This is a genomic window from Haloferax sp. AS1 (assembly GCF_014530665.1).
In the GTDB taxonomy this organism is placed as follows: domain Archaea; phylum Halobacteriota; class Halobacteria; order Halobacteriales; family Haloferacaceae; genus Haloferax; species Haloferax volcanii.
Map to the genome: position 1 here is coordinate 1 of NZ_SPSA01000002.1, position 17,685 is coordinate 17,685.

16 protein-coding genes and 1 CRISPR repeat array are annotated in these 17,685 nt (G+C 66.9%); of the genes, 12 read left to right on the top strand and 4 right to left on the bottom strand.

The features are described 5' to 3' along the window. Window positions 1-10 precede the first annotated feature (10 nt). Window positions 11-564: a CRISPR direct-repeat array (repeat unit 30 nt; unit sequence GTTTCAGACGAACCCTTGTGGGGTTGAAGC). Window positions 565-610: 46 nt separating this feature from the next. Together E4P24_RS14805 and E4P24_RS14810 are read right to left on the bottom strand one after the other, a co-directional pair. Next, the gene (locus tag E4P24_RS14805; RefSeq protein WP_115803824.1) at window positions 611-1,669 is read right to left on the bottom strand and encodes a glycosyltransferase family 4 protein; all 1,059 of its coding nucleotides are present in this window, start codon (window positions 1,667-1,669) and stop codon (window positions 611-613) included. A 192-nt stretch (window positions 1,670-1,861) separates the two neighbouring features. Beyond that, window positions 1,862-2,941 carry a DUF354 domain-containing protein gene (locus tag E4P24_RS14810; protein WP_115862018.1) on the bottom strand — a complete coding sequence of 360 codons (1,080 nt, stop codon included), beginning with the start codon at window positions 2,939-2,941 and terminating at the stop codon, window positions 1,862-1,864. Window positions 2,942-3,291: 350 nt separating this feature from the next. Here E4P24_RS14810 and E4P24_RS14815 point away from each other — a divergent pair, with 350 nt between their 5' ends. The 10 genes from E4P24_RS14815 to E4P24_RS14860 all read left to right on the top strand — a co-directional run bounded on the left by E4P24_RS14815 (window position 3,292) and on the right by E4P24_RS14860 (window position 14,265). Then, window positions 3,292-3,879, top strand: coding sequence for a metal-dependent hydrolase (locus E4P24_RS14815; RefSeq protein WP_188148689.1), 588 nt, complete (start codon window positions 3,292-3,294; stop codon window positions 3,877-3,879). 182 nt (window positions 3,880-4,061) lie between these two features. Then, the gene (locus tag E4P24_RS14820; RefSeq protein WP_006601032.1) at window positions 4,062-4,637 is read left to right on the top strand and encodes an acyltransferase; all 576 of its coding nucleotides are present in this window, start codon (window positions 4,062-4,064) and stop codon (window positions 4,635-4,637) included. Next, window positions 4,634-5,737: a DegT/DnrJ/EryC1/StrS aminotransferase family protein gene (locus tag E4P24_RS14825; RefSeq protein ID WP_004043138.1), complete on the top strand. Its 1,104-nt coding sequence runs from the start codon at window positions 4,634-4,636 to the stop codon at window positions 5,735-5,737. The genes E4P24_RS14820 and E4P24_RS14825 overlap by 4 nt, the downstream gene beginning before the upstream one ends. Continuing rightward, on the top strand, window positions 5,734-6,819 hold the full coding sequence (locus tag E4P24_RS14830) for a Gfo/Idh/MocA family protein (RefSeq protein WP_188148690.1): 1,086 nt from the start codon (window positions 5,734-5,736) through the stop codon (window positions 6,817-6,819). The genes E4P24_RS14825 and E4P24_RS14830 overlap by 4 nt, the downstream gene beginning before the upstream one ends. Further along, on the top strand, window positions 6,816-8,243 hold the full coding sequence (locus tag E4P24_RS14835) for a nucleotide sugar dehydrogenase (RefSeq protein ID WP_188148691.1): 1,428 nt from the start codon (window positions 6,816-6,818) through the stop codon (window positions 8,241-8,243). The genes E4P24_RS14830 and E4P24_RS14835 overlap by 4 nt, the downstream gene beginning before the upstream one ends. Continuing rightward, window positions 8,240-9,325, top strand: a complete 1,086-nt coding sequence (gene wecB, locus E4P24_RS14840) for a non-hydrolyzing UDP-N-acetylglucosamine 2-epimerase (protein WP_188148692.1) — start codon at window positions 8,240-8,242, stop codon at window positions 9,323-9,325. The genes E4P24_RS14835 and wecB overlap by 4 nt, the downstream gene beginning before the upstream one ends. After that, window positions 9,318-10,367, top strand: coding sequence for a polysaccharide deacetylase family protein (locus E4P24_RS14845; protein WP_188148693.1), 1,050 nt, complete (start codon window positions 9,318-9,320; stop codon window positions 10,365-10,367). Before wecB ends, E4P24_RS14845 begins: the two co-directional genes overlap by 8 nt. 96 nt (window positions 10,368-10,463) lie before the next feature. Then, window positions 10,464-11,780 (top strand): hypothetical protein, encoded by a 1,317-nt coding sequence (locus E4P24_RS14850; protein WP_004043143.1) that lies wholly within the window; start codon window positions 10,464-10,466, stop codon window positions 11,778-11,780. Between the two features lie 270 nt (window positions 11,781-12,050). After that, on the top strand, window positions 12,051-13,139 hold the full coding sequence (locus E4P24_RS14855) for a GNAT family N-acetyltransferase (protein WP_115803816.1): 1,089 nt from the start codon (window positions 12,051-12,053) through the stop codon (window positions 13,137-13,139). A gap of 88 nt (window positions 13,140-13,227) precedes the next feature. Continuing rightward, complete coding sequence (locus E4P24_RS14860) at window positions 13,228-14,265, top strand: GNAT family N-acetyltransferase (protein ID WP_188148694.1); 1,038 nt, start codon at window positions 13,228-13,230, stop codon at window positions 14,263-14,265. A 54-nt stretch (window positions 14,266-14,319) separates the two neighbouring features. On the opposite strand, the gene E4P24_RS14865 is transcribed toward E4P24_RS14860, so the two are convergent. Beyond that, entirely contained in the window at window positions 14,320-14,616 is a 297-nt protein-coding gene (locus tag E4P24_RS14865) for a winged helix-turn-helix domain-containing protein (RefSeq protein WP_004043146.1), read from the bottom strand. Between the two features lie 424 nt (window positions 14,617-15,040). Here E4P24_RS14865 and surE point away from each other — a divergent pair, with 424 nt between their 5' ends. After that, window positions 15,041-15,916: a 5'/3'-nucleotidase SurE gene (gene surE, locus E4P24_RS14870; protein WP_049914843.1), complete on the top strand. Its 876-nt coding sequence runs from the start codon at window positions 15,041-15,043 to the stop codon at window positions 15,914-15,916. A gap of 27 nt (window positions 15,917-15,943) precedes the next feature. Here surE and E4P24_RS14875 read toward each other — a convergent pair whose 3' ends face one another. Beyond that, the gene (locus tag E4P24_RS14875; protein WP_004043148.1) at window positions 15,944-16,348 is read right to left on the bottom strand and encodes a CBS domain-containing protein; all 405 of its coding nucleotides are present in this window, start codon (window positions 16,346-16,348) and stop codon (window positions 15,944-15,946) included. Between the two features lie 141 nt (window positions 16,349-16,489). Between E4P24_RS14875 and msrA the strand changes: the two genes are divergently transcribed. Continuing rightward, window positions 16,490-17,023, top strand: a complete 534-nt coding sequence (msrA, locus tag E4P24_RS14880) for a peptide-methionine (S)-S-oxide reductase MsrA (protein ID WP_188148695.1) — start codon at window positions 16,490-16,492, stop codon at window positions 17,021-17,023. The last annotated feature ends 662 nt before the right edge of the window (window positions 17,024-17,685 follow it).

The window sequence follows — 17,685 nt, forward strand, 5'->3', positions numbered from 1 at the left end:
CGCAACCACTGTTTCAGACGAACCCTTGTGGGGTTGAAGCGAAAGAAAACGGATGCCATGACTGAGACTGGATGTGTTTCAGACGAACCCTTGTGGGGTTGAAGCCAGCTCGGACAGGGGCGCTCGCGCAACCAGACCGACGGTTTCAGACGAACCCTTGTGGGGTTGAAGCGGCGAACTCATCATCCAAGAGTTCATCTCGCGGTGGTTTCAGACGAACCCTTGTGGGGTTGAAGCAACACGGTCGGCGTCTCGACGGGGGCGAAGAACCGCGTTTCAGACGAACCCTTGTGGGGTTGAAGCGCTCTCGGACGGTGTCTACACCGAGATGCTCCGGTGGTTTCAGACGAACCCTTGTGGGGTTGAAGCTGCTCGTGGTACTGAGTGACCGTGTGCCGGACGTCGGTTTCAGACGAACCCTTGTGGGGTTGAAGCTGCATCACCGCGACGTCGCCGCCGCCCTCGTAGGCGTTTCAGACGAACCCTTGTGGGGTTGAAGCGGCACCTACGACCGCCGCTACAACGACGACCCGCGTTTCAGGCGAACCCGTGTGGGATTAAATCGAAAACTCGTCGGGACGAAACCACGCGAAAGAAACAGACTCGGGCGCTACGCCGCCTCGGCGTACATCGCCACCAGCTCGTCCGCGTTCGACTGCCACGAGTAGCGCTCTTCGATGGCCGAGCGGTTCGTCCGACCCATGCGGACGGCTTCCGCGGGGTCGGAGACGAGTCGGGCGAGCGCCCGCGCCAGTTCCTCGGCGTCGCCGGGTGCGACGAGAATCCCGCGGTCGTCGGTGATGACCTCGGGGATGCTGCCGACGGGCGTGGTCACGATGGCGTTGCCGCCGGCCATGCCTTCGAGCATGGCGATTGGAAGCCCCTCGGCGTAAGTCGGGAGGACGAACACGGTTCCGCGGCTGATGAGGTCGCGTTTGTCTTCCTCGGAGAGGAAGCCGAGGTACGAGACGTTGTCGTGGGCGGCGGCGACCGCCTCGGCGCGGTCGGCGTGGGGGCCGCGGCCGCCGATGCTCACCACGAAGTCGAGGCCGGGCGTGGATTCGAGTATCTCGACGGCGTCGAGGAACTCGCGGATGCCCTTGCGGTCGATGAGGTTCGAGACGAAGACGAGGTGGACGGGGTCGGTCGGGTACGTCGGGTCGTACTCCGCGGGTTCGACGGCGTTGGCCATGACGTGGACTTTCTCCTCGCCGGCGAGTCGGGAGACGAGACCGCGCCAGTACTCCGAGAGGACGACCACGTCGTCGACGGCGTCGAAGACGAGCGACTGGAGTCGGCGGACGACCCGCGAGTCGGTGGCGAGGAAGTCGTCGAACGACGAGCCGTGGATGTGAAAGACGACGGGGACGCCCCAGACGTACTTCGAAAACAGGGCGAAGAACGCCGCGCGGTAGAACGAGTAGGTGTGCGACGAGTGGACGTGGACGATGTCCGGGCGTCGCTGGAAGGGAAACAGAGCGACCGCAATGAGCGACGAGAGGAGCATCCGCGCGGCGAGTTCGAGCCCCTCGCCCTTCGGCGCGGTGTAGCGGGTGTAGACGCGCACGTCCATGCGGTCTTCGAGGTAGCGACGCTGTTCGGTGATGTAGCGGTCGATGCCGCCGGTGCCTTTCGGGCCGACGATGAGGAGTGTTTGCTTGGGTGTCATGGGTTGAGTTTGGGGTCGCGGTCGAGGAGTCGCGGACCGAGTCACGGGACGCGACGCGGACGCGAGGTGAGGTGAGACGCGTCGAGACGGGCGCGAGCGCGCCGGTCACTGCGGGAAAATTCGGTGGTTCGGCGGTTAGTTATGGGTCGATTGAACGACCGTGGAGAGGCGAGGAACGCGCGGAGGGAGCCGCTACGCCGGGACACTGTGTCGCGTCAGCGACTCGACCGTCTCGACGGAGCCGTAGTTCAGCGCCACCTGGACGATGACCTCGGTGAGGTTGACTTTGTCCGCGAGGAACGCGTCGCGCTTGTCGGCCCAGCGGGCCTTCGCGCCGTCGTCGTCGAGGAGTTCCTCGGCGCGGGCCAGCACGTCGTCGAACGATTTGAGGTTGGAGATGAGCCCCCGCCGTTCGAGTTCGACGAAGTTGCCCATGTCGTCGTCGCCGACGAAGGAGTTCGACCGGATGGCGGGCGTCCCGAGGAGCGCCGCCTCGGTGACCATGGTCTGGGTGTCGGCGACGAGTAGGCTCGCCTCCGCGAGCACGTCGTGGACGAGCGCGGGGTGGAAGTCGAACGGGCGGGCGTCGAGGTCGCCGTCGCGGCGCTCCTCGCTCTCGTCGAGGACGAAGACGGTCGCGCGCTCGCCCAGCAGCTCGATGAGTTCGCGGCGGCGCTCGGGCGTGAAGCCGCCGTGGCCAACGTCGTGGTGCGAGCCGAACGCGTTGAACCGGACGACGACGAACGTCTCGTCGGGGTCGAGGCCGAGTTCGGCCCGGATATCGACCGAGGGCTCGTACACGTCGGGGTGGAGGTACGCCGTCTCTTTGAACCCGCGGAACTGGTAGTGGTTGTCCGCGAGGTCCTTCCCGAAAGTGTGCGGCGTCAGAATCGCCTTGGCGAACGGCCGGGAGACGACGTGGTCCAGCGAGGTCGGCTCGGAGTCGAGGAGGAGAATCACGGGCGTCCGCGAGACGGCCCCGGCGTGGGCCGCGTAGCCGCCCATTCCGAAGATGAGGTCGGGCTTGAACCGCCGCACGGCGCGGAAGATGTTGACGTAGTGGAACGGGAGCGACTTGAAAAGCGAGTACTTCGTCGTCCCGCAGGAGCCGTAAATCTCGTGCGGGAGGTCGTAGTATTCGAGGAGGTCCTTGGTACAGCCGTAGTCGCGGCCGAGGACGAGCACGTCGTGACCCATCGCCTGAAGCTCTCTGACGGCGTACTTGTAGAGGTGAACGTGCGCGGGCGTGTTGGTGAAGAACAGGTATCGCATACTCTCTGGCAGTTCCACGCGCCCCGCGAGAGTAGTTATACGGCGTCTACCCGCCGCGGGCGGTCGGAGAGACGCCGGGTCGCCGCCGCGACGACCGACCCGGGGCCGTTACGGTCGCCATAACAAAATCCGGACGAGCACTCGGGTTCCCTGACCGGGCGCTCGCGCGCCGTTTCGCCCGTTCGCGTCGACGCAGACAGGCAGTCCGCACCCCCGACGCGGACGGCATCCCCGCCCTCCAAACCGACCGCGACGCGCCCCACAAGCCAAATGTTTCAGACGCCTATTCCGACGCTCACTCCGCGACGACGAACCGCCGACGCCAACGCGACGACCCGGAGCGACCGCTGATGTTTCCGTGGGAACACGCCGCCGTCGGCTACATCCTCGTCTCGCTGTGGGCGCGAGTGACCGGCCGGCGACTCGACGGCTGGGCCGCGCTGGCGGTGCTCGTCGGAACGCAGTTCCCCGACCTCGTCGACAAGCCGCTGGCGTGGTCGTTCGGCGTCCTCCCGAGCGGTATCTCGATGGCGCACTCGATTCTCGTCTCGGTTCCGTTCTCGATTCTCGTCGTCGCCGTCGCGCGGCGCTACGGGGCGGCAACGGTCGGCGTCGCCTTCGCCCTCGGCTACCTCTCGCACATCCCCGCGGACCTGCTGTTCAACGGCTTTTTCTTCGGGAACTACGACGTGATTCGGGCGTTCCTCTGGCCGCTGTCCCACGGGAGCGAGTCGTCGATGGGCGGCTTCTTCGCCCAGACGTGGTTCTACCTGCGCCGCTTCGTCGTGTTCCTCCGCCGGCCCGAGGCGTGGGTGCTGGTCGCGTTCGAACTCGCGTTGCTCGGGAGCGCCGTCTGGCTCTGGCTCGGCGACGGCGCGCCCGGCGTGGCGCTTCTCAAGCGCTCCGTGACCGGAATCCGCCGCGGCGTTACGAAGTGACTGCGACCGGAATCCGGGCGGCAATCACTCCATAACAAAGCCCTCACCGAGACTGAATTTCGCTAAGGCAGGCAGACTCCCCGCCGACATGATATGAGATTCCAGATTTTCCAGTCAATTCGGCCGACCGCCGAGTCGACACAGACAGTCGATGGAGCGCGACCGACGCGAGGTGGACGACGATGAGCGCCGAGGTGGGCGTCGAATCCCACGTCGACGACGGCGTCACCATCGGCTACGGCGACGGCGACGACCCGGTCATCGGTGACCGGGCGCGAATCCGCGCCGGCACCATCGTCTACGACGACGTGACCATCGGCGACGACTTCGTCACCGGCCACAACGTCCTCGTCCGCGAGCACACGACCATCGGCGACGAGGTGCTCCTCGGGACCGAGACGGTCGTCGACGGCACCACGACCATCGGGTCGCGCGTGAGCATCCAGACGAACGTCTACATCCCCACCAACACCCGCATCGGCGACGACGTGTTCGTCGGTCCGGGCGTGGTGATGACGAACGACCCCTATCCGGTCCGCACCGACGCGGAGCTGGTCGGCCCGAGAATCGAGAACCACGCCTCAATCGGCGCGAACGCGACGCTCCTCCCCGGCGTGACAGTCGGGGAGGGCGCGTTCGTCGCCGCCGGCGCGCTCGTCGTGAACGACGTGCCGCCGCGCACCCTCGCCGTGGGCGTCCCCGCCGTCCACCGCGACCTGCCGGAACAACTGCGGGGAGAAAACAGGATACGACGATGAGTGCAGACCACATCTCAATCGCCGCGCCCCAGCTCGGCGCGGCGGAACGGGACCGAATCGCGGCCGTCCTCGAAAGCGGCATGATAGCCGACGGCCCCGAGGTCCGGGGCTTCGAACGGGAGTTCGCCGACTACTGCGAAGCCGACCACGGCGTCGCCACCTCCAACGGGACGACGGCGCTCCACGCCGCGCTCCACGCGCTCGGCGTCGGCCCCGGCGACCGCGTCCTGACGACGCCCTTCACGTTCATCGCCACGGCCAACGCCGTCGCCTTCGCGGGCGCTGAAGTGGGCTTCGTCGACATCGACCCGCGAACGTACAACATCGACCCCGACGCGCTCGAAGCGCGGCTCCGGGCCGGCGAGCGGGTGGACGCGGTCATCGCAGTCCACCTCTACGGCCTCCCGGCAGACATGACGCGGCTCGCGGAGCTCGCAGCGGAGTACGACTTCCTGCTCGTCGAGGACGCCGCGCAGGCTCACGGCGCGGCAGTCGAGGGACGGCGCGTCGGCTCCTTCGGCGACGCCGCGTGCTTCTCGTTCTACCCGACGAAGAACATGACCACGAGCGAGGGCGGCATGATTACGACAAACCGCGCCGACGTCGCCGAGCGCGCCGCCCGGTTCGTGGACCACGGCCGCGTCTCCGGCTACGAACACGCCGAGGTCGGCCACAACTTCCGCATGACGAGCATCGCCGCGGCCATCGGCCGGGTCCAACTCGAACGTCTCCCCGAGTTCACTCGCGCGAGACAGGCCAACGCCGCCGCGCTCACGGAGTACCTCGAAGACTCGCCGGTCACGACGCCTCACACGCCGCCGGGCCGGACTCACGTCTTCCACCAGTACACCGTCGCCTGCGACGGTATCGAGCGCGACGCCCTCAAGTCGTACCTCGACGCGAAGGGCATCGCCACGGGCGTCTACTACCCGAAGCCCGTCCACAAGCAGCCCGCCTACGAACACCTCGCGGTGTCGGCTCCGGTCGCGGAAGAAGCCGCGACACGGGTGCTCTCGTTGCCGGTCCACCCCGGACTCAGCGAGGCCGACGTGGAGCGCGTCGGGACTGCGGTCGCCAACTACGCGGAGGTGGCGAGGTGAGCCGAAAATCCGCCGGACTCCGCGCCGACGGCGGCCGAAAGCGCCCGGTCCGCGCGGGCGTCGTCGGCGTCGGGTCGATGGGAACCAACCACGCGCGGGTCTACGCGGAGCTTCGCGGCGTCGAACTGGTCGGCGTCGCCGACGCAGACGTAGACCGCGCCGCCGAAGTCGCCGCCGACTTCGGCACCGACGCGTACGGCATCGAGGAGTTGCTCGACCGCGTGGACGTGGTAACGGTCGCAGTGCCGACGCCCTATCACGCGTCGGTCGCCCGGCAGTGCATCGACGCCGGCGTCCACGCGCTCGTCGAGAAACCCTTCGTCGACGACCTCGGCGTCGGCGCGGAGTTGGCCGCGCTCGCGGAGGACCGCGGCGTCGTGCTCCAGGTCGGCCACATCGAGCGGTTCAACCCGGCCGTCCGCGCCCTCCCCGACCTCCTCGACGGCGTCGAACCCATCGCCATCACCGCGAACCGGCTCGGCCCGCCGCTGAACCGCGAGATGGGCGACGGCGTCGTCACGGACCTCATGATTCACGACATCGACGTGGTGCTCTCGCTGGTCGATGCCGAGGTCGACCGCGTCGCCGCGACCGCCACGCCCGACGAGCAGTACGCGACGGCGCAGGTGACGTTCGACAACGGCGTCATCGCCTCGCTCACGGCGAGTCGGCTTACCCAGCAGAAGACGCGGACCCTCGACATCACCGCGCGCGACCGGCTCATCCGGGTGGACTACCTGAACCAGTCGGTCCAGATTTTCCGCCAGTCGCGCCCGGACTACCTCCGGGACAACGGGGGCGTCCGCTACCGCCACGAAGTGGTGATGGAACAGCCGATGATTTCCACCGGCGAGCCGCTGAAACGCGAGTTACAGGCGTTCGTCGACGCCGCGACCGACGGCGGCCCCGTCCTCGTCTCGCCGGCCGACGGCCTGCGCGCTATCGACCTCGCCCGGCGCATCGAGGCCGACGCCGAATCGACGGTTCGGAGCGTCGAGACCGCGGAGACTGCGGAAAATGCAGAGACCGCGGAAGCCACGGAAAACGCTGAGACTACGGAACCCTCGGAGGGTCGACGATGAGCCGCGAGCACCCCGGACTGTACGGCTCCGACCGCTCGCCCGACGAACAGACGCGGGCCCTGCGCGCCGGCGAGGTCCCCGTCGCGGTGTACGGCCTCGGCAAGATGGGCCTCCCGCTGGCGGCCGTCTACGCCCGCGCGACGGGCAACGTCACCGGCGTCGATATCAGCGAGGACGTGGTCCGCGGCGTCAACGACGGCGAGTGCCACGTCGCGAAGGAACCGGGACTGCCCGAGTTAGTCGCCGAGCAGGCCGAACGCGGCGCGCTCCGGGCGACCACCGACGGCGTCGCCGCGGCCGAGGGAGCCGCGATTCACGTCATCATCGTCCCGACCCCGCTGACCGACGACCGCGAACCCGACCTCGCGGCGTTCGAGGCCGTCCTCGACAGCATCGCGCGGGGGCTCGCGCCCGGCGACCTCGTCGTCGTCGAGTGTACCGTCCCGCCGGGAACGAGCAAAGACCTCGTAATGTCGTACCTCGCGGACCGAAGCGGCCTCTCGGCCGGCGAGTTCGGCGTGGCGTTCTGCCCCGAGCGAACCTCGTCGGGCCGGGCGCTCCGCGACATCACCGAGTCGCACCCGAAAATCGTCGGCGGCGTCGACGCCGAGAGCACCCGCGTCGCGGCGCTCGTCTACGGCGAGCTTACCTCGAACGAGGTGATTCCCGTGCGCGACGCGACGACCGCAGAGGCCGTGAAGCTGTTCGAGGGCGTCTACCGCGACGTGAACATCGCGCTCGCCAACGAACTCGCGCGGCTCCGCGACGACCTCGGCATCGACGTGACCGAGGCCATCGACGCGGCCAACACCCAGCCGTACTGCGACATCCACGCGCCCGGCCCGGGCGTCGGCGGCCACTGCATCCCGTGGTACCCGTACTTCATCACGAGCCGCGTCGAGGCCGGGACGCCCCTCCTCCTGACCGCCCGCGAGGTCAACGACAGCATGCCGGCGTTCACCGCCGACAAGCTCCGCGACGAACTGGCCGCGGCGGGACGTGACATCGAAGGCGCGACCGTCGCCGTCCTCGGCGTCACCTACCGCCCCGGCGTCGCTGAGACCCGCGCGACCCCCGCCGCGGGCGTCATCGACCGACTGAACGACCTCGGCGCGACCGTCCTCGCGGTCGACCCGATGCTCTCCGACGAGGTCGTCGCGTCCTTCGGCGCGACCCCCGTCTCGCTCTCCGACCTCCCGAGCCGCGCCATCGACGCGGCCGTGGTCGTCACGCCGCACGAGGAGTTCGACGGCATCGACTGGGCCGCCTTCGACGACCTCGTCGTCGTCGACGGCCGCGGCACCCTCGGTGACATCGGCCACCGCGTGTACGAAATCGGCGGCGGACCGCGGGGCGAGTCGTCCGAGACCGAGGCCGGCCCCGAGATTGCGGCCGACTCGTCGCACGGAGGGCCGGGCCGATGAGCCGTTTCAAGGTGCTCTCGGTCGTCGGCGCGCGCCCGCAGTTCATCAAGGCGTTCCCCGTCTCCGACGCGCTCAGACGCGACCACGACGAGGTGCTCGTCCACACCGGCCAGCACTACGACGAGTCGATGTCGGGCGTGTTCTTCGACGAACTCGCCATCCCGGAACCGGACTACAACCTCGGGGTCGGCTCGGGCGGCCACGCCGCCCAGACCGCCGAGATGATGACCCGGCTGGACGCCGTCGTCTCCGACGAAGCCCCCGACGTGGTGCTCGTCTACGGCGACACCAATTCGACGCTCGCGGCGGCGCTCGTGGCCGCGAAGCGCGACCCCGCGCTGGCGCACGTCGAGGCCGGCCTGCGGAGCCACAACTGGGCGATGCCCGAGGAGGTCAACCGCGTGCTCACCGACCACTGCTCGGACCTGCTGTTCGCGCCCTCCGAGTCGGCCGCCGAGACGCTGGCGGCCGAGGGCATCCGAAACGGCGTCTCCGTCACCGGCGACGTGCAGTACGACGCCGTCCTCCGGGTCCGCGAGGCCGCCCGCGAGCGGTCGTCGATACTCGACGACCTCGACCTCCGAGACGGCGAGTACGTCCTCGCGACGGTCCACCGCGCCGCCAACACCGACGACCGCGACCGCCTCGGAGGCATCGTGGAGGGGCTGGCGTCGTCGGAACTCCCGGTCGTCTTCCCGGTCCACCCGCGGACCGAAGGGGCGCTCGAAGCCAGCGGCCTCTGGTCGCGGCTCGCAGACGCCGAGAACGTCGTCCTCGTGGAGCCGGTCGGCTACCTCGATTTCGTCCGCCTGCTCGACGGCGCGGAGCGCGTCGCCACCGACTCCGGCGGCGTCCAGAAAGAGGCGTTCTACCTCGACACCCGGTGTCTCACGCTCCGCGACGAGACCGAGTGGACAGAGACCGTCGACGCCGGCTGGAACGTCCTCGTCGGCGCGGACGCGGCCGCGATTCGGGCGGCGCTGGCCGACGACGACCCACTTCCCGAAAAGCCCTCGCTGTACGGCGACGGGAGCGCCGCCGAGCGAATCGTCGCCGCGCTCTCGGAGTACGGGGATGCGTGAGAAGACGGGAGATGCGGACGCGCGAGATGGCCCCGGCGAGACCGCCTCGGAACCGAGCGGGCCCGGCGAACCCGGCTCCGGTCCCGGCTTCGCGGTCTGTCTGACTCACGACGTGGACCGCCCGTACAAGACGTATCAGGGGCTGTACTACGCGGCGAAGTCGAACCCCGGCTACCACCTCCGGACGCTCCTCCGGCGGGAGAACCCCTACTGGCAGTTCGAGGATATCATGGCGCTCGAACGCGACCTCGGCGTCCGCTCGTCGTTCTACTTCCTCAACGAGCCGAGCCTCCTCGAAACAGGGTCGCTCTCGGACTGGCTCGAACCGAAAAACTGGGTCGAACACCTCGGCCGGTACGATCTCGACTCGGCGTCGATAGCCGACGCCGTCCGCGACCTCGACGGGGGGGGCTGGGAGGTCGGCATCCACGGCTCGTTCCGGTCGTGCGACGACTTCGACCGCCTCCGAACCGAAACGCGCGAACTCGAAGCGATACTCGGCCACGAACTCGTCGGCGGCCGCCAGCACCACCTCAAACTCGGGCCGAACACGTGGCGCTACCACCGCGAACTCGGCCTGAAGTACGACGCCAGCCCCGGGTCGAGTTCGGAACACGGCTTCCAACACGGTTACCGGCCGTTCAGACCCTTCGACGACGACTTCGTCGTCTTCCCGCTGACGCTGATGGAGGTGTCGCTTCCCGACCCCGGGTCGGCGTTCGACGAGGCGTGGGCCGAATGCGAGCGCCTGTTGGACGAGGCCGAGGCGAACGACGCCGTGATGACGGTGCTGTGGCACCCGCGGTACTTCAACGAAGACGAATTCCCCGGCTACCGCCGGCTCTACCGCCGCATCGTCGAACGGGCGCTCGACCGCGGCGCGTGGGTCGGCCCCGTCGCGGACTACTACCGCGAGTTCCTCGCCGAGCGCGATTCCAGCGACTCCGACGATGCCGGCGACGATTCGGACGGGAGGGCGACCGACAACGCGACCACCGACAACGCGACCGCCGGCGGTTCGAACTACACTCTCCCCCGGTAGAATCCGGCGTCGTCGGTCGGTATCGGCCCCATAACAAAGCCACGAGCGGGCTTCCTCTCGGACAGCCAACACCCTTCAGAGAGGCTATTCTGCACCATGAAACAACCAACGCAGTATCACCGCGACGGCGACGACGCGGCCGACACGGAGCGACTCCAGCGGTACGTCGAGGTGCTCGACGACGTGCTCGACTACGCCCGCGACCGCGACTACAAGGGCTGGGACTACGGCGACGGCATGAGCAGCAGGCTCCTGCTTTCGGTCCCCATCGACAACCGCTGGTTCAACCTCGCGGTCCAGGAGTTCATCAAGCGCTCGCCCGTCAACGTCCGCCCGCTGTTCCTCGTGGAGCAGCGCCGGAATTTCAAGGGCATCACGCTGTTCGCCATGGCGAACCGGACCCGCGCCCAGTTGGCCGAGCGGTTCGACGGCGACCGCCCGGCGGAGACGTACCGCGACGACGCGGCATCGCTGACGGAGTGGCTCGTCGAGAACCAGGCCAGGGGGTACAGCGGCTTCGCCGGCAGTCACCGCCACGTCATCCAGCACATCTCCGGTCGCAACGGCCCGCGGTCGGGGATTCCGCACTCACCGAACATCGTCTCGACGGCCTACGGCGTCAAGGCGCTCCTCGCGGGCCGGGAGTTCGACCCCGACTACCCGGACATCGCCAAGACCGCCGTGGACGTGCTGCTCGACGACCTCAACTACCGGCCGAAAGACGACGGCGCGGTCATGGACTACTACCTCTCGCACCCGAAGGACAGCTACACGCTCAACGCGCTGGCCATCGGGGCGCGGCTGTTCGTCGAGCTGTACGACCACTTCGGTGACGAGGAACTGCTCGAACGCGCCGAGAAGGTGTACGACTTCGTCGCGTCGAAGCAGACCGACCGCGGCGGGTGGTACTACCGCGAGCCCGCGAGCGCCTCGCACCTCTCGATGGATAACCACCACAACGGCTTCATCGTCGAGTGCTTCCAGCGCTACGAACAGGTCGTCGGCAGCGGTCGGTACGACGAGACGCTCGCTCGCGGCCTCGACTTCTACGCCCGCGAACTGTTCGACGAGGACGGCGCGCCCAACTTCGACGAGGAGCATCCCTACCCGCGGGACATCCACGCGACGGCGCAGGGCATCCTCGTGTTCGCCTACGCCGGCCAGTACGACCGCGCCGAGCGCGCCATCGACTGGGCGCTCGCGAACATGTACGTCCCGTCCGAGGGCCGGTTCTACTTCCGCAAACACCGCTTTTACACCAAGCGCATGACGCTCATGCGGTGGTGTCAGGCGTGGATGGCCTACGCCATCGCCGAGTACGTCGCCACCAGAATCTCCGGGGAACCGACGCACGGCTACGGCATCGACGCCGACGGTATCGAGCGCCTACGGGCGGCGGCAGAGACCCCCTGACGGCGTGTAGGCCGGCGCGAACGCCGGCTAGTCGCTTCATAACAAATCCCCGTCCTCCCGTCACAGTAGTTCGAGAATGTCTTTTCGAATGATACACGCCGACGCGACCCGACCGAATCGCGGGTCGATTTACGGAGCCGCCGAATCGGCCGGTGAATCGGCTTATTTCGGCCGGTTCGGTCGGACCGGACATCTCGAACGCGTCGCCCGGAATCGATGCTGTCGACGACAACGGACGCAGTGCGAAGACCGCCGGTCGGCCCGCAGTCTATGACCATCGAAATCGTCGAGTTCGACGAGCGCGACCGCGACGAGTGGGACACGTACGTCAGTCGGTCGAGTCAGGCGAGCCTCTTTCACCAGTACGAGGCGCTTCGGCTCCAAGCGAACTACTCGAACTCGAAGCTCCACCTGCTCGTCGGCTACAAGACCGAGGAGCCGGTCGGCCTGTTCCCCGTCTTCGAGATTCGAAAGGGGCTGGTCAAGACGGCGTTCTCGCCGCCGCCGCACATCGGCGTCCCCTACCTCGGGCCCGTGATGCTCGACGCCGGCAACATCAAGAGCCGGAAGTTCGAGCGCCGCCGAAACCAGTTCATCGACGGCTGTACCGAGTGGCTGGGCGAACACATCGGCCCGAGCTACACGCACGTCCGCGTCGGTGACTACTACACCGACATGCGGACGTTCCTGTGGGGCGGCTGCGACGTGTCGCCGAAGTACACCTACAACGTCGACCTGACCCGCGGCGAAGAGGACCTCCTCATGTCGTTCAGCCGGAGCGCCCGCCGGAACATCCGCGACGGTCGAAAGCTCGTCTCGGGTATCGAGGAGGGCGACCGCGACGACATCTGTTCGATTCTCACGCTGGTCAAGAACCGCTACGAGGAACAGGATTTGTCGTTCGACGTGCCGCCGCAGTTCGTCATGGACCTGTACGACTCGCTCCCGAAAGGCCAAGTTCGGCCCTACGTCTTCCGGTACGACGGGGCGTTCGTGAGCGGAATCGTCGTCCTCCAGTACGGGGACACGCTCTACCGCTGGCTCGGCGGCGTCCGCCCCCAGTTCGATTTCGGCATCGACGTCAACGACCTGCTGGACTGGCGCATCATGCGCGACGGCATGGACGACGGGATGCGCCGCTACGACCTCGTCGGCGCGAACAACCGCCGACTCAACCGCTACAAGAGCAAGTACAACCCCGAACTCGTCACGTTCTACCAGATAGAACACGGCGCGCTCCCGGTCAGAACCATCGCGCACCTGTACAAGAGCCGCCTCGGCCCCGGCATCGAGATGCTGTCCCGGGGAAACGGGACGAGCCTCCCGTCGCGGCTCGTCTCGGGGTTCCTCCAGCGATGACGACCCGCTCGACGAGCCGACCGACGCACCGACCGACGCGTCAACCCACGCACCGACCGACGACCACCCACCCACACGACCACGACCTATGTCACAACTCCGTATCGAACCCCTGAGCCTCGACGAGTGGGGAGCCGCGCTCCCCGCGTCGGGCACCGAAGTCTTCCACACCCCCGCGGTGCTCGCCGCCATCGACGAGCACTTCGACGGCGAAATGCACCTGTTCGGCGTCTTCAAGGGCCAAGAGCCGGTCGCGCTGTTCCCGACGTTCGTCCGCCGGAACCCCCTCGGACGGGTCGTCGTCTCGCCGCCGCCGTCGATGGCGATTCCGTACATCGGCCCGGTGATGATGCCGAACAGCCCGAAACAGAGCGCCTACGAGTCGGTGAACCGCGAGTTCGCCGACCTCGTGGTCGAGGAGCTCGGCATCCGCTCGAACCGGACGTTCGTCCGCCTGCTCTGTTCGCCGGCGTACCTCGACCCCCGCCCGTTCGAGTGGACCGGCTTCGCGGTCAAGCCCTCCTTCACCTACCGACTCGACCTCGGCGGGCGCTCGCTCGACGAGATACAGGCCCAGTTCAGCAGCAGCCTCCGCCGCGAGATTCGGCAGGCGCGCGAACTCGACATCACCATCGCGGACGAGGGACTCGACGGCGCTCGCGTCGTCTACGACGACGTGGTCTCGCGGTACGACGAGCAGGACGAACCGTTCGGGATGCCGTGGGAGTTCGTCGAGTCGCTGGTCGAGAACCTCGGCGACCGGTGCCGGGTGTACGTCGCCCGCGACCCCGACGGGGGGTATCTCAGCGGGATGATTGTCCCCTTCTCCGACGAGGTGGGCTACTTCTGGCTCGGCGGTGCGCGGGGAGAGTACGACGGCGTCAGTATCAACAGCCTGCTGCACTGGACCATCATCGAGGACATCGTCGAAGACGAGGCGCTCGCGTCGGTCACGAAGTACGACCTCGTCGGCGCGAACACGGAGCGGCTCTGCAACTACAAATCCAAGTTCGGCGGCGAACTCGTCCCGTACTACGTCGTCGAGTCGACCGGCGTCGGGATGAACCTCGCAAAGCGGACCTACCAGCTCCTGAACAAGGGGTCGGAGCGAATCGCCACGAAGTGAGTCGTCGGGGTCACACGACGCGCCGCAGCGCCCGCGAGACGCGGGCGACCGCGCTCACGCCATCTGCTGTGTTTGGATGACGTGCCAGATGTTCTCGGCGTCGTCGGTGATGCCGTACACCCGCCCTTTTCGGCGCTGTTCCGGGACGAGCAGTTCCACGAGCGAGCGGTCTCTGAGTTCCTGTAACGCCCGCGAGACGTGGGCGACCGCGCTCTCGGAGTCGGTGGCGATTTGCGTCGGCGTCGCCGGCCCCTCCGAGAGTCTATCGAGAACGGAGACGCGGTAGCGAGAGCTGATGACGAAGCCCACGTCGTCCCACGGCACGTCGTCGGTTCCACCGACGGAGCTCACGCAACGCCCACCTCGCTTAGGGCGGCGGGGCGGTCGGCGGTCGTGACAGCCAACGGGGACGGGACCGCCGACCGTGACAGAGACGAAACTACCGAAAACAGACGAGTTAACGGAACGTTAACCGCGATGTCGGCGGGTTCCCGGCGTGCCGGCCGCATCGGTTCGGTGCGCATTCGTTCGTTAGTACGAACTTAATTACATAAAGTCACCGTTTGAATTATATTCGGCTATTCCTGAGTGTCTCGAGTTTATGGATGTCACGCTGACAGGAGTTCGGTCGAGTGCCCGTCGGCGTGGAGGAGGCTCGGCGGTCGACGGCGACGCGGCGATGCAGCGGCACGGCGATGCAGGCGACGCGCGGGAGGACGCGGCCTCGGCTCAGAATCCGGAATAGCTACGGCGACCGGCGGAAATGCACGACTCGATGACCGACACCTCGTCTTCGCTTCGAATCCTCCTCACCAACGACGACGGTATCGACGCGCCCGGCATCGCCGCCATGCGCGAGGAACTCACCGCCGTCGGCGACGTGACCGTCGTCGCGCCCGCCGAGAACCAAAGCGGCGTCGGCCGCGCCCGCAACGAACACGCGGTCCGCCGCGACCACCCGTGGGGGTACGCTCTCGAAGGAACCCCCGCGGACTGCGTCGCCTACGCCCTTCGCGGCCTCGACGCCGACTTCGATATCGTCGTCTCCGGTATCAACGACGGCCCGAACGCGGGCAACTACGTCGTCGGCCGGTCGGGAACCGTCGGCGCGGGCGTCGAGGCCGCGTTCCTCGGGACGCCCGCCGTCGCCGTCTCCAGCTACCACGCCCGGGACTTCTTCTGTCACCCGCCCGAGGAGTACGACTTCTCCCGTCCCGCGCGGGTCGCCCGCGCCCTGACCGAGCGCGTCTTCGGGACCGACGTGTTCGACGAAGTCGACCTCCTGAACGTCAACGCCCCGGCGGACGTGCCGAGCCCCCGAATGCGCGTGACCCGCCCCTTCGCGGACTACGACCAGCAGGTCGACCACGACCCGGACGCCGGCGCGCTTCCGGACGGCGACCGCGAACACGACCTCGACGACGACGAGGTGTACGTCCGGTTACAGGACATTTCGTGGCCGGACTCCGTCGGCTTCGAGAACCCGTTCCCGCTCGACGACGAACACCGCGACCGCTATCCGGTCGGGAGCGACCGCCGCGCGATGGTCGACGGCGAAGTGAGCGTCTCGCCCCTCGCGGTCCACCACGGCCACGCGACGGACCCGCGGCTGGCGAGCATCGTCGAGAGCCTCTCCGAACAGGTGGAGTAGCGCGGAAGTCAGCCGGAAGCGACGACGCTACGACCGCGCCAACTGCCCGGTCTGCGAGAGGTACGCGGCGAGGTCCGACGTGGCAATCATCCCGATGACGCCCTCCTCCTCGTCGACGACGGGCATGTGGTGAAAGCCGTGTTCGGTCATCGACTCCGCGACGGAGAGGATGGAGTCCTGCGCGCCCGCGGTAATCACGTCCGTGGTCATGTACCGCTCGACGGTCGTCTGCGCTTTCGGCTGGCTCTTGGCGACGATGTCGACGAAGTCCGTCGTCGTCAGGATGCCTTCGAGCCGGTTGTCCTCGTCGACGACGATGACCGAACTGATGTTGTTGTCGAGAATCAACTGCGCCGCGTCTTCGACGAGCGTGTCTGGCGTGACCGTGTGGAGGGTCGTGGACATGAGTCTCGCGACGAATACGTCTTCCATGGTAATTGCTGACAGACAGGGCGGATAAATGTTGGCTTCGCGTACAGTTTCGTGGGGAGGTACATCGGGATGACGACCGCGGGCCCCGGCCGCGACTGCCCCCGCCGCGGGGCTTAATTCCCCGGCGACGTAACCGAGGCTATGGGAAGCACACAGACTGCGACGTTCGGCGGCGGCTGTTTCTGGTGCGTCGAAGCCGCGTTCAAGGAACTCGACGGCATCAGCGAGGTCACCTCTGGCTACGCCGGCGGCGAGACGGAAAACCCGAGCTACGAGCAGGTCTGTTCGGGAAGCACCGGCCACGCCGAGGTCGTGCAGGTCGACTACGACCCCGCGGTCGTCGGCTACGACGAACTGCTCGACGTGTTCTTCGCGGTCCACGACCCGACCCAACTCAACCGACAGGGGCCGGACGTTGGGACGCAGTACCGCTCTATCGTCCTGTTCCACGACGACGACCAAAAGCGACAGGCGTCGGCCTACATCGATGCGCTCGACGAGGAGTACGACGACGAGGTGGTCACGGAGTTAGTTCCGCTTGAGACCTTCTACGAGGCGGAGAAACACCACCAGGACTACTTCGAGAAAAACCCCAACGACGCGTACTGCCAGTTCCACGCGAGCCCGAAAGTCGAGAAAGTCCGCGAGAAGTTCGCCGACAAACTCGCCAACTGAGCCGGGTGCGGCGGCCGGTGGACACCACCATGTCCGCAGTATACTCTCGATAGCGCCGCTGAGTAATCGATTTCTGGTGAAGATGGTGACCCGTGCAACGTCGGAGGCGACGTTCGAACAGTCGAAACCGGACGGACTTCGAGCGCGGTGGAAACCGTGAGGAGAGCGCGGACAGTCGGGGCAGTCTGAACAGTCAAAGCGGTCTCGACAGTCAGAGCAGTTCAAACGGCGCGAACAGCGAAGGCAGTCGAAACCGTCCACGCGGTTCGCACCGCTCGCGAAGTCCGCACTTCCCCCGAGTTTTAGAATTCGTATACAGTCTACAAATTGTGGGAATTGTAGAATCTTCAGACAGTTTGTGCCGCGTGAGATTCGTACGCTGTGAGAACAGCAAAGAATGCGAGCGATGTCCGAGAATCGGACACGGTGAGCGAAGTAGAGACTTCTCAGGCCGGGACGGAGGCGAGTCACCGGCCGTCGATGGTCGAACGTTTACAATTTGTAGAAATTGTAAAAATTATAAAGAGTGCAGAATGTAGACGAAGTCCCAACGGTTCAAAAGTCGTGGATAAAATTATGTGGCATGCCGCGGAACGTCCGTTCGAACCTCCAGATGTCCGCACAGTCCGCAGTTCAGACGGAGTTTGCACCGCCCAAACAGC

Excerpts from the sequence above, each read along its gene's own strand:
- E4P24_RS14805 (WP_115803824.1), bottom strand. The coding sequence starts at position 1,669 with ATGACACCCAAGCAAACACTCCTCATCGTCGGCCCGAAAGGCACCGGC.
- E4P24_RS14810 (WP_115862018.1), bottom strand. The coding sequence starts at position 2,941 with ATGCGATACCTGTTCTTCACCAACACGCCCGCGCACGTTCACCTCTAC.
- E4P24_RS14815 (WP_188148689.1), top strand. The coding sequence starts at position 3,292 with ATGTTTCCGTGGGAACACGCCGCCGTCGGCTACATCCTCGTCTCGCTG.
- E4P24_RS14820 (WP_006601032.1), top strand. The coding sequence starts at position 4,062 with ATGAGCGCCGAGGTGGGCGTCGAATCCCACGTCGACGACGGCGTCACC.
- E4P24_RS14825 (WP_004043138.1), top strand. The coding sequence starts at position 4,634 with ATGAGTGCAGACCACATCTCAATCGCCGCGCCCCAGCTCGGCGCGGCG.
- E4P24_RS14835 (WP_188148691.1), top strand. The coding sequence starts at position 6,816 with ATGAGCCGCGAGCACCCCGGACTGTACGGCTCCGACCGCTCGCCCGAC.
- wecB (WP_188148692.1), top strand. The coding sequence starts at position 8,240 with ATGAGCCGTTTCAAGGTGCTCTCGGTCGTCGGCGCGCGCCCGCAGTTC.
- E4P24_RS14845 (WP_188148693.1), top strand. The coding sequence starts at position 9,318 with ATGCGTGAGAAGACGGGAGATGCGGACGCGCGAGATGGCCCCGGCGAG.
- E4P24_RS14850 (WP_004043143.1), top strand. The coding sequence starts at position 10,464 with ATGAAACAACCAACGCAGTATCACCGCGACGGCGACGACGCGGCCGAC.
- E4P24_RS14855 (WP_115803816.1), top strand. The coding sequence starts at position 12,051 with ATGACCATCGAAATCGTCGAGTTCGACGAGCGCGACCGCGACGAGTGG.
- E4P24_RS14860 (WP_188148694.1), top strand. The coding sequence starts at position 13,228 with ATGTCACAACTCCGTATCGAACCCCTGAGCCTCGACGAGTGGGGAGCC.
- surE (WP_049914843.1), top strand. The coding sequence starts at position 15,041 with ATGACCGACACCTCGTCTTCGCTTCGAATCCTCCTCACCAACGACGAC.
- E4P24_RS14875 (WP_004043148.1), bottom strand. The coding sequence starts at position 16,348 with ATGGAAGACGTATTCGTCGCGAGACTCATGTCCACGACCCTCCACACG.
- msrA (WP_188148695.1), top strand. The coding sequence starts at position 16,490 with ATGGGAAGCACACAGACTGCGACGTTCGGCGGCGGCTGTTTCTGGTGC.